General features: G+C 51.3%; 11 protein-coding genes. 9 read left to right on the top strand and 2 right to left on the bottom strand.

Annotated elements, in window-relative coordinates; translation table 11 throughout:
- Positions 1 to 308 precede the first annotated feature (308 nt).
- The 8 genes from BUA24_RS05680 (at position 309) to recR (ending at position 10,182) form a co-directional block, all read left to right on the top strand.
- Positions 309 to 1,388, top strand: coding sequence for a LacI family DNA-binding transcriptional regulator (locus BUA24_RS05680; protein WP_143146416.1), 1,080 nt, complete (start codon positions 309 to 311; stop codon positions 1,386 to 1,388).
- 43 nt (positions 1,389 to 1,431) lie between these two features.
- The gene (locus tag BUA24_RS05675) at positions 1,432 to 2,790 is read left to right on the top strand and encodes an ABC transporter substrate-binding protein (RefSeq protein WP_072789819.1); all 1,359 of its coding nucleotides are present in this window, start codon (positions 1,432 to 1,434) and stop codon (positions 2,788 to 2,790) included.
- A 129-nt stretch (positions 2,791 to 2,919) separates the two neighbouring features.
- A complete protein-coding gene (locus BUA24_RS05670; protein ID WP_245790315.1) occupies positions 2,920 to 3,873 on the top strand; it encodes a carbohydrate ABC transporter permease in 954 nt (317 codons plus the stop codon).
- The gene (locus BUA24_RS05665) at positions 3,870 to 4,715 is read left to right on the top strand and encodes a carbohydrate ABC transporter permease (protein ID WP_084660234.1); all 846 of its coding nucleotides are present in this window, start codon (positions 3,870 to 3,872) and stop codon (positions 4,713 to 4,715) included. Before BUA24_RS05670 ends, BUA24_RS05665 begins: the two co-directional genes overlap by 4 nt.
- A gap of 25 nt (positions 4,716 to 4,740) precedes the next feature.
- On the top strand, positions 4,741 to 6,369 hold the full coding sequence (locus tag BUA24_RS05660) for an alpha-amylase family glycosyl hydrolase (protein ID WP_143146415.1): 1,629 nt from the start codon (positions 4,741 to 4,743) through the stop codon (positions 6,367 to 6,369).
- A 56-nt stretch (positions 6,370 to 6,425) separates the two neighbouring features.
- Positions 6,426 to 7,583 carry an ABC transporter ATP-binding protein gene (locus BUA24_RS05655; RefSeq protein WP_072789814.1) on the top strand — a complete coding sequence of 386 codons (1,158 nt, stop codon included), beginning with the start codon at positions 6,426 to 6,428 and terminating at the stop codon, positions 7,581 to 7,583.
- 76 nt (positions 7,584 to 7,659) lie between these two features.
- Positions 7,660 to 9,561, top strand: a complete 1,902-nt coding sequence (gene dnaX / locus BUA24_RS05650) for a DNA polymerase III subunit gamma/tau (RefSeq protein WP_072789810.1) — start codon at positions 7,660 to 7,662, stop codon at positions 9,559 to 9,561.
- Between the two features lie 9 nt (positions 9,562 to 9,570).
- On the top strand, positions 9,571 to 10,182 hold the full coding sequence (recR, locus tag BUA24_RS05645; RefSeq protein WP_072789807.1) for a recombination mediator RecR: 612 nt from the start codon (positions 9,571 to 9,573) through the stop codon (positions 10,180 to 10,182).
- Positions 10,183 to 10,426: 244 nt separating this feature from the next.
- On the opposite strand, the gene mce is transcribed toward recR, so the two are convergent.
- Positions 10,427 to 10,852 (bottom strand): methylmalonyl-CoA epimerase, encoded by a 426-nt coding sequence (gene mce / locus BUA24_RS05640; RefSeq protein ID WP_072789804.1) that lies wholly within the window; start codon positions 10,850 to 10,852, stop codon positions 10,427 to 10,429.
- A gap of 12 nt (positions 10,853 to 10,864) precedes the next feature.
- On the bottom strand, positions 10,865 to 12,241 hold the full coding sequence (gene ccrA, locus BUA24_RS05635) for a crotonyl-CoA carboxylase/reductase (protein WP_072789801.1): 1,377 nt from the start codon (positions 12,239 to 12,241) through the stop codon (positions 10,865 to 10,867).
- 1,150 nt (positions 12,242 to 13,391) lie between these two features.
- On the opposite strand from ccrA, the gene BUA24_RS05625 reads away from it, so the two are divergent.
- Positions 13,392 to 14,425, top strand: a 1,034-nt coding sequence (locus BUA24_RS05625) for an IS1634 family transposase (protein WP_143146414.1), incomplete at its 3' end; no start/stop codon positions are given.

Below are 14,425 nucleotides of genomic sequence, written 5' to 3'. Positions count from 1 at the left end.
CTTTGGAACTGGAAGTTCGTCTCGGCTTATCAAAGATCTTCCGTATCTCTTAGTTCGATCATTCCAAGCGGCCCTTCAACCGCCAGCCAAGTGGCGCGAACTATAGATAGTGATGGGTCAGTTGCGTCTAGATTTCGTCGTAGCCGGTGAGGGAATGTGATCCAACCGACAACGATCTGGAATCTGAGACTTTACTTAGACTTCGATGAAGTTTTCAAAAGATGTACTTGACTGAAAGTTCATCCATCTGTAACATTGTGTTCAAGCTGTGGAAGCGCTTCCACAGCTCACTCATCTAGTTTGCGAGTTTGGCAAGAGGGGCGGAGATGGAGCGTCAGCGAGTTAGCATCTTCGATGTCGCAAGGGCTGCCGGCGTCGGGGTGGCGACGGTTTCAAGGGTTCTAAACTCCAGTCCCCGAGTCAGCCCGACTACGCGTGCTCGTGTAGAGGCTGCAATCGAAGAGTTGGGATACCATCCGAGTCGCCTAGCGAGTGGTCTATCAAAAGGTCGACAGGATATGATCGCAGTTCTCGTGCCCTTTATCACTAGGCCGTCGGTTGTGTCCCGTCTTGAGGGAGTCATCGAAGTTCTGGATAAAAGTGGTTATGGAACCACCCTATACAGCGTTGCCTCTCTCTCTCAAAGAGACAGGCACCTTGAGTATCTTATGGACAGACACGCCTCGGTCGGCGTTATCGTGATCTCGATACCTCTCTCCCGTGAGCACATCGCAAGCTTTAGGGCCAACGGCGTTCAGCTCTCTTTGATTGATACAGCAGGTGAAGACGTACCGCATGTTGTCGTGGACGACCGAGTGGGAGGTGCATTAGCTGGTATGCACCTAATTGGTCTAGGGCATCGACGTATTGGATTCATCGGAGATGAGGATCTAAGTGGCCTTGGCTTTGCCTCGAGCTACAAACGGCTCACCGGGCTAGAGGACGCGCTGGTTAGCTTTGGGCGATCGCTTGATAGGGAACTAATCCGTCTTGGGCCACACGGCGCAACTACCGCTAAAGAGATGGCTGATGACCTTCTTCGTCTTGGAAACCCTCCAACGGCTATATTTGCTGCTTCCGATACTCAGGCCCTAGGGGTCCTTAGATCCGCTCAGGCGAATGGTCTGAAGGTTCCAGATGATCTTGCAGTCATTGGTTTTGACAATTTAGAGGTTGCGTCAATTTTCAACCTCTCGACCATCGCACAACCCCTTTTTGAAAGCGGAGTGGAGGGTGCGCAGCGTCTTTTGTGTCAGTTAGAGGGACGGGAGGTGGAGCAAGTAAAAAAGGTGCTCAGATTGGAGCTTCATGCTCGTGCTACGACGATTCGGTCGGCCGTTGGGCCGATGGGTACGGGGTTGCAGCGTCAACTGTCAGCGTATGTGTAGATCGTTTCGTGGATAGGTAGTTAGCTAGGAAGGAAAGTGAAAAATGAAAAAGATAGATTCATCCAAGAAGAGGTTCTCATTGAGAAGAACGAGAACTGTGACTTTGGCCGTGGCCACTTCAGCGTTGGTGCTGGCGGCCTGTGGGTCTACTTCATCGTCGCAGGGAACGTCGTCGCAAGGTTCGTCCCAGCCTGCGGGTTCTGCTACGTCAGGAAACATTACGTGGTGGGCTAGCCCGATCGCACAGGTTGGCATTAGAGCCAACCTGATAAGCCACTTCGAGAAGGCTTACCCCAAGATTCATGTCACCTTGGAGAGTGCGCCAACCAATACAGATACGAACCGATCGCAGCTCGTTACGGAGATCTCGGGTGGATCGACGACACCTGATGTCTTTATGGGTGATGTGATATGGCCAGCCCAGTTTGGAGCGCATAGTCTAGCGGTTCCTTTGTCTAAGTACCTACCCTCTAGTTACTTTGCCAAGTTCGCTCCTGGTCTTGTCTCTGGTGCAAGTTATAAGGGTCAGGTATATGGATCGCCACTCTTTGAGGACCAGGGCTTTTTGTACTATCGTAAAGATCTGTTAGCAAAGGCGCATCTACCTGTGCCCAAGACCTGGCAGCAGCTGGAAAGTGAGTCACTGACCTTAGAGAAAGACGGATACGTCAAATACGGCTTTGTCTGGGAAGGAGACTCCTACGAAGGTCTTACATGTGACTTTATGGAGTATCTGACCTCTGCTGGAGGCAAGGTTGTGAACTCTGGCTACACCAAGGCAGAGTTAGACTCGCCCCAAGCTATCAAAGCGGTTTCTTTCATGAGATCCTTGATCACTTCAGGAGCATCACCCCAGGCCGTCACCACGTTCCAAGAGCCCCAAGCGATGGCTGTCTTTGACGCAGGCAACGCTGCATTTCTGCGCAACTGGGACTACGCTTGGGCAAACTCACAGACGCCAGCGAACTCAAAGGTGGTTGGCGATGTGGGCGTGGCTCCGCTGCCAACCTTTGCAGGACAGAGCTATCCGGGCTACTCAAACATCGGAGGGTGGAACCTTTACATAAACCCACACTCAAAGAACATCGCAGCGGACCTGACCTTTATTAAGTGGATGTCTTCGACCGAGGCTCAGATGATCCTTGGTAAGACCTACTCGGAGATCCCAACTGTGGAATCGGTACGTCAGGAATTGGCGTCTTCGTCGTCAACGCCGCCGCCTCTCAAAGTAGCCGCAGAGACGAACCTGGTCCCCCGTCCTGCTGGAACGCCAAATTATCCGCAGCTAAGTAATGCCATATACACAAACGTCAACGCTGCCCTAAGCGGATCGATGTCGGTAAGTGCAGCTCTAAAGGCAGCACAGAGCCAGGCTCAGACAGCGCTTTCTGGCGGACTGTAAGGGCATCTCCTAAAGTGGTTTTGTTTCGCGACGGCTCTTGCGATGGACGGTCGTCGCGAAACGCCCACTTTGAATCTGTGCGAGACTTCTAGAGGTGATTCGATCGACCCGTTGATGTTGGAGGGGTAAGTGGCGGCGGTAACAGGTGTTGACTCTGTGGTTAAAGTCATGGATAAAAGAGGGCATCGAGATGTGCACTCTCTTCGGCAAGCTCGAATCGGGTGGATGTTTTCCACTCCGGCACTTGTATTTATCGGACTTGTAACTATATTTCCGATCGGTTTCTCTGTGGCTCTTAGCCTCTCGAACGTAAACGTTACCGGAAACGGCTTTGCACTTCAGGGATTCACCTTCTCGAACTACAGCCAATTAATTCACTCCTCAACGTGGAGGTATGCTCTAGTCTTTACTGTCTTTTACACGGTTGTAACCGTGGCTGTCGAGGTGGTGTTAGGCACGATGATAGCCCTGGTTCTCGAGAGGCTTACCAAGGCTAGAGGAATGATGATGGCGCTTCTGCTTCTTCCGTGGTCGATAATTACGGTGATCTCGGCAGAGCTTTGGCAATATATCTACGAAGGGACCTACGGTGTTCTCCAGGCGATCTTTCAATCCATTGGTCTTGGTGCACCGGTCTTTTTGGGTAGTCCAACCTCTGCGATTATCTCGATGATGGTGGCCGATATCTGGAAGACCACTCCCTTTGTTGCTGTTATCGTCATAGCAGGTCTGGTCATGCTTCCATCTGACGTATATGAGGCTGCTTCTTGCGACGGAGCGTCGAACTGGACGATATTTTGGAAGATAACCCTTCCACTTCTAAGACCAACCATTGCTATAGCGGTTCTCTTTCGTGTTCTGCAGGCATTTGGGGTTTTCGACCTTCCCTTTGTGCTGACTGGAGGCGGTCCAGGAACGGCCACCACGTCCCTCGCCATCTTGAGTTACAAGGTGATGTTTCAAAATATCGACTACGGTCCTGGAGCCGCAGTTGCCGTTAGTGCAACCCTTCTTGTGATTTTGGGGTGTCTCTTGTTCCTTAGAGTGTTCAAAACTCAAGTTGGAAGGGAGGAGGTGCAGTGAGATACCAACGAAGAGTTGGCTGGCGGAAGTGGGTCAATGGGCTCAATGTGGCGGTAGTGGTGATCGTGTTGTTTGTTCTTCTTCCGATCTACTGGCTCATCGCATCGAGCTTTAAGACACCTGTAAACGTGGGAGCACAGCCACCTCAGTACTTCCCAAACCCGATAAGTTTTGCGAACTACCACTCGGCCTTTGTACATTACGGGTTCGGCAGGTACTTTCTCAACTCAGTCATCGTTACCGTGGTGTCCACGATGCTGGTGTTGGCGATTGGTTCTCTTGCAGGATACGCCTTGGGTCGGCTTCCAATGAGAGGGAAGTCACCACTTTTGGTGACCCTTCTTATAATCTCAGTGTTCCCGGAGATCGCAGTAGTCTCTCCGCTCTATCTGCTTATGCATCAGATCGGCTGGCTTGGGTCATATCAGGCTTTGATCGTACCCTATATAGCCTTTAATCTCCCCTTTGCAATTTGGATCATGCGCAACTACTTTCTTGGGATTCCAAAAGAGATGGAAGAGACCAGTCGGATAGATGGTGCATCACCTGTCCGGACCTTCTGGTCGGTCATTCTTCCTCAGGCCTTACCGGGGATCTTTACAGCTGGTGTGTTTACCTTCACAGCTTGTTGGACCGAGTTCCTTATGGCTCTAACCCTGGATAACTCGAATAGCTACAGAACGATTCCGGTCGGTATTGCGCTGTTTGGCTCTCCCAATGTCGTCCCCTACGGAACCATCTTTGCCGCTAGCGTGGTAGCTGTAGTGCCAATTGGAGTGCTCGTGTTTGTCTTTAGAAGATTTGTTGTATCGGGTCTCACCTCCGGAGCTGTCAAGGGCTGATCTAGGTTTTGGGTGGGTGAGCAACATGATAAGAAGTAGACAAGAGATAGTTAGGACAATGATGCAAGACGTCGATAGGATCAGGCCGTGGTGGGAAAATGGGGTTCTATACCACATATATCTAAGGTCATTTGTGGATAGCAACGGAGATGGTTTTGGAGATCTCAAAGGTGCGATGGGAAAGATCGACTACCTTTCAGATCTGGGAGTCGACGGAGTATGGTTGTCTCCGACCATGCCTTCCCCAAATGATGATTGGGGATACGACGTAGCGGACTACCTCGGTGTCCATCCTGACTACGGAACCATTGATGATCTAGATGAGTTCATCGAGCGATGCTCAGAAAAAGGAGTTAGAGTGCTCCTCGATCTCGTTCCAAACCACACCTCCTCTAGCCATCCATGGTTTATCAAGGCTATCGAGAAGCCGGAGTCCCCGTTTCGCAGGTACTACGTCTTTGCCAAGGGCAAACAAGACGGGTCGCCGCCAAACAACTGGAAAGACGCTACCGGTGCGTCGGCTTGGACCTTGGATGAACGATCTGGAGAGTACTACCTCCATAACTTTCTTCCCTCTCAACCCGATTTGAACTGGTGGAATGAGGATGTTCAACGGGAGTTTGAGCACATCTTACGCTTTTGGTTCGACCGGGGGGTGGCTGGATTTCGAATTGATGTGGCTCATGGGATATTTAAAGACAAACTGCTAAGAGATGACCCACCTGCCCCGGAGATGTCAAGGCAGTTTTCTCACTTTGGACTTGTCGAGACTTACTCCAAGAATCGAGATGAGGTTCATCCCCTCTACAAGAGATGGCGAAAGATAGCCGATGCGTATCGACCAAATCGTCTACTTGTGGGAGAGACCTGGGTCGGTGATATCGGCAGGTTAGCAAGGTTTTATGGGGACGGTGACGAACTGAATCTTGCCTTTAACTTCATGTTTGTATTTACGGAGTTTGATCCCAAGTCGCTGTCGGAGATCGTTCAAAGTACCTTGTCGGTGCTTCCCGATACTGCAAGCCCGGTGTGGACAGGTTCAAACCACGATATCTCTCGTTTTCCAACTAGATGGGCTCATGACGATGACGATAAGACCAAGGTTGCACTGACAATCCTATTGACGCTTCCAGGAACGGTGTTTTTGTACTATGGAGACGAGATAGGGATGAGAGACGTAGACGTTCCAATTGAGCTGCAACGAGATCCAATGACAAAGCTCATACCTATGGCACGATTCCAGCGAGACCGAGCCAGGACTCCAATGCCCTGGAGATCTGGGGACGGTAGGGGATTTTGTGATCCCGGGACGACACCTTGGCTTCCTTTTGGTCCAGATGACGGAAGGGACGTTCAGTCTCAAAGTCTCGATGAATCTTCAGCCCTGACCCTTACTAAGCGGCTGATTCGTCTGAGATGTTCAGTTAGAGATACTCTTTCGAGGTTCGAGAGCCTTGAGGTTACCGAAAAGCTCTGGAGATACAGATGTGGCGATCTCTACGTTGTGGCTAACTTTGCTGAGGACGAATCCTATGAAGCTCCGCTACCACCGTACAAGGAGGCAGTCTCCTCAAGGTATGGCGCCGTTGGGTCCTTAGGCGATTCAGACCTCTTTGAGGTGGGGCCGAAGGAGGCCGTTGTCTTTCGCCGGTGATGGCGATGAGTGGTTGCTTGTGAGAGTTGGGGGGTAAAGGTGAAAGGTCAAGGGACATGGCTACTGTAGGGCTCAATGGCATAAACAAGGTATATCCGAACGGCTACCACGCCGTCCACGACCTCACTCTCAATATTCAAGAGGGTGAGTTTATGGTTCTGGTGGGTCCGTCGGGATGCGGTAAGACGACAGTGCTTAGGATGGTGGCGGGTTTGGAGGACATATCCGACGGAGAGCTTCGTATAGGAGAGCGCGTCGTCAACGATGTTGAGCCCAAGGACCGAGACATTGCGATGGTCTTTCAGAACTATGCGCTATACCCCCATATGACCGTTGCGGAAAACATTGGATTTGCACTTAAGCTACGCAAGATGCCCAAGGCGGAGATACGAAAAAAGGTTGAAGAGGCTGCGGAGATCCTCGGCCTAACAGAGTGGCTTGATCGAAAGCCCAAGCAGCTCTCAGGTGGACAAAGACAGCGGGTGGCGATGGGAAGAGCGATTGTGCGAGAGCCCTCGGTGTTTTTAATGGATGAGCCGTTGTCCAACTTAGACGCAAAGCTACGTGTGAAGATGCGCGCTGAGGTGCGGCGCATCCAGCAACGCCTTGGAGTTGCGACGATCTACGTTACTCACGATCAGATCGAGGCCATGACGATGGGGGATAGAGTTGCAGTTCTAAAAGACGGACGTCTGCAGCAGTGCGATACTCCTCAAAACCTATACGACTTTCCGGTCAATCAGTTTGTGGGAGCTTTCATAGGTTCTCCGGCGATGAACCTTTACAAGGGCCAACTCATGGAGGGAGGGCGGAATCTAAAGATAGGATCTCAGACTCTAGAACTTAGTGACAACGTCCACATCGCCCACCCCTCGCTTGCTAGCTACGCCAACAAAGAGGTGACCGTTGGTATTCGCCCAGAGGGACTAAAGGCGGTGTCATCAGACGTACCCCGTTCTCGTGCTCTGGACGTACAGGTTAGCCTTGTGGAGGCCCTAGGGTCAGAGCTTATGGTTCACTTTGGATTGGACGCCACCGTAGTAAGGCTTGAAGACGTTCAGGACGACGAGGAGGAGATCTTGACCCAAGGTGGAGAAGGGGTTGCGCGAATCGAGCCGTCGGTGTCGGTAAAGACAGGCGACAGGCTAAGACTTGAGGTGGATCTCGAGCATCTCCACTTTTTCGACCCCACAACCGGCGTAGGAATCTACTGATCTTGTAGAAATCATGCCTAAATGATCAACCTGTTTCTCCGATAGAGGGCTGACCGCTACAAACTATCCTTTATATGTGACCTCCCTCGACGAGTATCAGTCTCTTTATAGAAAGTATCGTCCGCAACGTTTTGCGGAGGTGTTAGGGCAAGATCACATCACCAAGGCCCTAAGAAATGCGGTTGCCACGCAGAAGGTGGCGCATGCCTATCTGTTCTCCGGACCCAGGGGAACAGGTAAGACGTCTACGGCACGTATCTTGGCAAAAGCTCTCAACTGTTCAAGTCCCCTAGATGGCGAACCATGCGATGAGTGTCAGTCGTGCGTTCTCATTCGAGAGGGGAGATCTTATGACGTCGAAGAGCTTGACGCCGCATCCAACTCTGGTGTTGATGCTATTAGGTCTCTGATAGGTACGGTAGCTACAGCAAGCTATGGGAACTGGAAGGTCTATATAATCGACGAGGTCCACATGCTCTCCACCGCAGCCTCCAACGCTCTTTTGAAGACACTGGAGGAACCCCCTTTCCATGTGGTGTTTGTATTGGCCACGACCTCGGCAAACAAGGTTCTTCAGACTATTAGATCCCGAACTCAGCACTTTGAGTTTCACCTCCTTGAGACTGACAACACTGAGAGACTCCTAAACGAGATCGCTTCCAAAGGGGAGTTGGCGGCAACACCTGAGATGCTCGAATGGGCAAGGAAAAAAGGTCGGGGGTCGGCTCGCGATACTCTCTCCTACCTTGACCAAGCTCTAGCTCTTGGCGGAGTACCCAGAGATAACGAGGAAGAAGAGCTAGTTGAGCTGTCTAAGCGCATCTGTGTAGCAGATAGCCAAGCGGCTGTTCTAGGTGTAGAGCGTTTATCTCAAGGAGGAATGGAGCCCATAGAGATCGCGCAGGGGGTCGTGTCGCTGTTTCGAGAAGCCTTCTTAGATCGTCTGGGAGCTCTGGGAGGGTCCAAACTTCTTGCTGAGTTAGATGGGGAACCGCCTCCGATGTCTCTTATCACAAAGGTGATGGAACACTTAGGCAGAACAATGCTCACGATGAAAGACGGTATCGACCCTTTGGCTGTGTTAGAGGTTGCCGTGCTAAGCGTTGCAGACCCTTCGTTAGCTTCTGTTGGAGATGGTTCAAATGCACAAAGATCTAACGACCCAGATCTGAAGAGGACTCTAACGGATCTGGCCAACAAGGTAGCTGACCTTGAACGAGAGGTTGCGAGCCTTAGGGGCCTTGTCTCTGGGGCGGTATCGGCCTCCAAAGATCCCTCCAACGCTAGATCCGTTGAAAGAGATGTGCGTGTACAGATAGAGTCCTCAAAGACAGAGAGGCCATCGTCTGTAACGACCGATACATCATGGGCTGGACCTAAGGTTCCCTCTCGCAGCGACTCCATCGCCGGGGTCAAAAAGGGTCTTACCGGAGCATCCAAGAGAGATCCTGAGATCGAAGGTGGTGGTAGGTCAGTAGAGATAGTTGCCGCAGCTGGATCTTCATCGAAAGACGGTGTTGACAAGACAGAGCCGAACTCGGACGAAGCTTCTAAGTCTCCAAATTTCCCGTCCAAAGATCGCCTTGTATTTGACTGGGGCAACTCGATAAACGATAAGCTCCCTGCCCGACTGAAGACTCGATTTCAAACTGCACGTTTTGCGGACGTCATCGACGGGAAGGTTAGGGTTCTGTTTCCCAATGACATGTATCTCAAAAGGGCGCTAGAGGTAAAAGCAGAGATTCAAACAGTGATCGCTGACTTCTATGGACTCAAAACGTTGGAACTCTCTATGGCGATAGACCAAAGCGGATCCAAAGGGGTAGATGATGAAGACTTGGAGTCGGTTCCTGAGGATTCAGAGATGTACGAGGAGTTCCGTTCCGCAAGGGAGGCTGAGATAACCGATCCCGCCGTAGCCAACGTCTTGAAGGTGTTTCCCAATTCACATCTTGAAACGAGATCAGAGCAGGAGTAACCGATATAGATGTATACCCCCTCTGTGCAGACGCTAATCGATGAGTTAGCACGACTGCCTGGCATAGGTCCTAAGTCAGCCCAAAGAATAGCCTTTTATATATTGAAGTCCGATAAAGAACGTGCGCTGCGACTCGCAGACGCAATTGTTGAGTGCAAGGAGAAGGTTAGCTTCTGTGAGAGCTGCTTCAACCTCTCGGAAAGCCGACTGTGCGGCATCTGTAGTGATAAAGATCGAGACCGTTCGGTGATCTGTTTAGTAGAGGAACCCAGAGATGTTATTGCGATTGAAAAGACCAAGGAGTATAGAGGACTTTACCACGTACTTGGAGGCGTGTTGAACCCTATCGACGGCATTGGTCCTGACAAGATTAGGGTTAGGGAACTCCTGAAAAGGCTTTCAGGGAACTCTGGGATTAACGAAGTGATAGTGTGCACTAACCCTAACTTAGAAGGTGAAGCGACTGCTTTGTACCTTGCAAGACTCCTAGCGGATAGCGGAATCACTGTGTCACGTCTGGCCAGCGGTCTACCCGTCGGGGGCGATCTCGAGTACGCCGATGAACTCACCTTGGGAAGGGCTTTAGTAGGAAGGCGGGTACTTATTGGTGGCGAGAGATAAGTTTTATCCGTCCATCGGTTAGCTATCTCTTACGTCCAGCTTCACGACTCCTAAGTTGTGCCCCACTTTGCTTGGTGGCTGTTTAGTCAAGACCGGCTGATTATCTAGAGAAAGGGCATGGGTAGTCACCGTCATCTCTCAAGCCTCCAAGTGACCGATATATGCTCTCCCATAAATCTCATCCTTGACTGGGTCTTGGCGAAAAGAAGATCGAACCGACCTTATTGGAGACGCCGTCTAAGTGTTAATCTGAGGCGATGTCAGAGTTGGGAGGCTGTACAAGCTCGATGAGCACTCCATGGGTTGACTTTGGATGTAAGAAGGCCACCAGCGTGTTGCGTGACCCTGGCCGAGGCTTTGCGTCGATGCCCGTTGCGCCAGCCTCAAGGGAATCTGCGAGAGCCTGAGCGCAGTCATCGACTCGCAGACCTATATGGTGTAGACCTTCTCCGTGCTTATCGATGTATTTCGCTACCGGCGATGTGGTGGTGGTAGGGCAGAGAAGCTGTATGTAGGTGTCGGAGACCCTTAACAGCACCTCTTCGATGCCGTCTGACTGCACAAACTCTCTGTGTTCAATCTCGCCACCAAGGATCTTGGTGTAGAGCTCTAGGGCGGAGTCTAGATCCCTCACCGCAATTGCGATATGATCGATCTCTTGTGGTTTCATAACTCGTTTCTCCTACTTAGTTTTATTCACACTCGGTGAGGCGATCTTTTGACCATGGCGAGCAAAAAGAGTTACCTTATCTTCGCCGATCTTCTCCCGGAACTCTGGATCGTCGATGCCTAAGTTGGGAGCAGAAGCTAAACAGAGTATGCCCACTTTTCCTTCATGTTTGTTCTGATGGACGAGCTTGGTAGCTTCTCCGACCTGTTCTAAGGTGTATGTAGCCGAAAGTATTGGCTGGATCTTGCCCTCGCATATGAGCTTGTTGGCGTCCCAGGCTTCTCGGTAGTTTGCAAAATGCGAGGACTTGATTGTCTTGAGTTTCATCCAAAGGTGTCGATTGTCGTACTCGATCATGTACCCGGTCGTGGCTGCACAGGTCATGATGAGTCCCCCTCTCTTGGCCACAAAGACTGACGCACCAAAGGTCTGGCGCCCGGGATGTTCAAAGACGATGTCTGGATCATCGCCGATTAGAGAGCGTATGTCCTTGCCGAGTCGCCTCCACTCGGCCTCGTCTTGGGTGTGCTCATCCTTCCAGAAACGGTAGTTCTTTTCGCGTCGGTTGATCACTGCTTGACATCCCAGCTCGTGAAGCAGTTCTACCTTGTCCTCAGACGAAACGACACCCACGGGGATTGCGCCGCCATTTAGAGCGTACTGGACGGCGTAACCGCCGATACCCCCAGTTGCTCCCCAGATCAGTACCCTTTGCCCTTGTTTCATAGCGGCACCATTTTTTGATACCAGCATGCGGTAGGAGGTCGAGTTGCACAAAGCGTTACATGCAGCCTCCTCCCAGCTGAGGTGAGCCGGTTTAGGCATCAGCTGGTTTGCTTTTACCAACGTAAGGTCTGCCAACCCTCCAAAGTTGGACTCGAATCCCCAAATCTTTTGGTCGTAAGAGAGCATCGAGTCGTCGTGACCCGTTGGATCTTGATCGTCAACGTAGTTGCAGTGAATGACGACCTTATCTCCGATCTTCCAGTTGCGAACAGCGGAACCTACTCTCACGATTACACCAGAACCATCAGATCCGAGCACGTGATATGGCAGATCGTGACGACGATTCCAATAGGAACTGCTCTTACCGAGTCTCTCTAGGAACGAAAACGTGGGGAGTGGCTCAAAGATAGAGGTCCAGACCGTGTTGTAGTTGATGGACGATGCCATGACCGCTACGAGGACCTCATCAGGCGCCATCTCGGGTACGGGAACCTCCTCCACGTGCAGCGACTTGGTCGGGTCTTTCTCGTATGTCGAAAGACCGTCAAACATGTGCACCTCGTCCTTGCGCACAAAGGCGGCTCTATAGGTCTCAGGAACGGGTATCGACCTAAGCTCATCGGGTGATGCGCCGGACTCAATCGCTTCTCGGAAGGTGATCATATGAGTATAGGATATACCAATCAAGGCTGTATGTTTTGACGCCGACTATTGGATGTCAAAGTGTCGATCTCACGAGGAGCAGATGTGTGAGTTCTACTTCAAGCTCTGATAAGGGAAACCATCGTCTCCTTTAGTCGCTCTGACCACGACCTTACTGTCAAAAGACTCAAATCGGTCCCTCGAGCTATCCCCATCGACCAGGGATGATCCCGAGGATACTTCGTTGGTAGGTATTGATGGATCACTAGCGATCTTTGTACAATAGCCAAGGTTGACAGCTCCAAAGAGAAGGTCGTAGTCACGTCCCATGTTGGGGAGCGTCTTTACGTAAAAACCACGGCGCTCCCTTTTAGTGCAGTCGATGAGGTAGCCTATCAGGGTTCTCTTTCACTTATTTATGTAAAGTGTTAGACTGTAGTCTTGGAGAGGTTCAGTTGAGTGCTGGCACCGTCCGTTGAACCTTTCTCCCTACCTTGGTGTTTGACCGAGGTGTCAGGATAGGGAGAAGCGGTTCGGCGAGCAACAACTCCGACTGCAAGGGTACGGAGTGTTGAGGATACTTCTAAGGAGCTAGGGATAAAGGCTAGTGGTTGTAAGTCCAGCGGTACTTTTTACGAAACGAAAGACGTTGCTGTCCCATCGAAAGACATATTGCGTGGTTACGAGTCCTTTACCGCTTGCGTAAGGGAGAGGGGAACTGGCGTTGCGTGGGACCGTTTTCCCGTAGATGGTCAGTACGTTTCCACTCAGGCTTAGACCACTGACTGCCCGCGATTAAGGCGTCTTGGTGGTGAGTCCGTGCCAAGTGAATAGTCCAACCCAAGGCTGCAGCTTACTCTCTGCCATTGATGCAGTCGGTACTGCAGACGTAAGCTTTTGATAGCCTAAGTTGCCTTCGTGGACCACCTCTTTGAGTACGGGATCATTTGAAGAGTTCACCTGATATAGGAAGAACGATATCACTCTGGTTCACGGTAGAACATTCGCCGGGCACCGGAGCGCACGCGCTGCCGTCTAGCGGGAGTTTCCTGGCTAGCTACATTTTGGAAATCTGCAGTGTTACAAAAGTATTTCTAAATAACGCTGTGACCAGCGCGTTTGTGCTGGTCACAGATTCGCGAAGTTTGTCCATCTGTGGTGGTACCTATATATGGCATCTTTGGTTGGCAAGAAGCAAGGCAAAAAGACCTATTACTACCTCACCGAGTCAGCCCGTGTCGATGAAAAACCCCGTATTGTTTCACAACGCTATCTCGGTAGTGCCGACGAGGTTACAGCTTTAGTTGAAGGTGGATCAGCTGGAGATCCCAAGCACTCTCGTCACCTTGGCTTTGGAGATGTTGCCACTACCTGCAGTGTGATTGAGAAACTCGGTATTGCTGACATTGTCGATGAGGTCGTCGGTGCTCGACGAAGCGATGCTGGTGCATCGGTGGGTACCTATATTTCCCTGGCAGTGCTCAATCGTGTTGTAGCTCCAACGTCGAAGTTGGGCTTTGCACAGTGGGCAGAGCGAACGGTTGTTGATCGACTCTGTACTGTCAAGGCGAAGGCCCTTGATCACCGTCGGTTCTGGGATGCAATGGATCAGCTCACACCGAAGCAGATGAAAGAGATTGAAGAGCGGGTCACCGGAGTCATCATTGAGAGTTTTGGGGTCGATCTCTTGGGTCTCGTGTTAGATATGACGAACTTCGCTACGTACATTGATTCCGCCAACACCAAAGCACCCATTGCTCAACGTGGACACGCCAAGCAAAAGCGTGTCGACCTGAGGTTGATTGGACTTGGGCTCATTGTGAGTACCGACGGAGGGATCCCGCTGCTCTGTCATGCCTATCCCGGCAACCCTTCTGACGTGAGTCAGTTCCCCATCATGGTGAAAGACCTCCTTGTGGGCTTTGGGAAGGTGGCTGGCAACTCTCATGATCTCACTATGGTCTATGACGCTGGTCAGGACTCATTGTCAAATCAGTCCCTCATCCACGAGAGTCCACTGCACTTTGTGGGCTCTCTTCCCCCAACACAGCACAAAGACCTTCTCGCCATACCAAGAAGCGACTACATAAGCGTTGACGAAGAGCGCTTCTTGGGAATCACTGCGTATGAAAGCAGGACTACTGCCCTTGGAGGTGAGTACCGAGTGATCCTCACCCACTCTGAGACCTTCTTTGACAAACAACG

It is taken from the genome of Ferrithrix thermotolerans DSM 19514, assembly GCF_900128965.1.
Lineage (GTDB): Bacteria > Actinomycetota > Acidimicrobiia > Acidimicrobiales > Acidimicrobiaceae > Ferrithrix > Ferrithrix thermotolerans.
Note: the sequence above shows the minus strand (reverse complement) of the source record. Positions and strands in the feature narration are given on the sequence as shown.

Bases quoted from the DNA above. Each gene is read 5' to 3' on its own strand.
- ccrA (WP_072789801.1), bottom strand. From the start codon at position 12,241: ATGATCACCTTCCGAGAAGCGATTGAGTCCGGCGCATCACCCGATGAG.
- BUA24_RS05675 (WP_072789819.1), top strand. From the start codon at position 1,432: ATGAAAAAGATAGATTCATCCAAGAAGAGGTTCTCATTGAGAAGAACG.
- recR (WP_072789807.1), top strand. From the start codon at position 9,571: ATGTATACCCCCTCTGTGCAGACGCTAATCGATGAGTTAGCACGACTG.
- BUA24_RS05660 (WP_143146415.1), top strand. From the start codon at position 4,741: ATGATAAGAAGTAGACAAGAGATAGTTAGGACAATGATGCAAGACGTC.
- BUA24_RS05655 (WP_072789814.1), top strand. From the start codon at position 6,426: ATGGCTACTGTAGGGCTCAATGGCATAAACAAGGTATATCCGAACGGC.
- mce (WP_072789804.1), bottom strand. From the start codon at position 10,852: ATGAAACCACAAGAGATCGATCATATCGCAATTGCGGTGAGGGATCTA.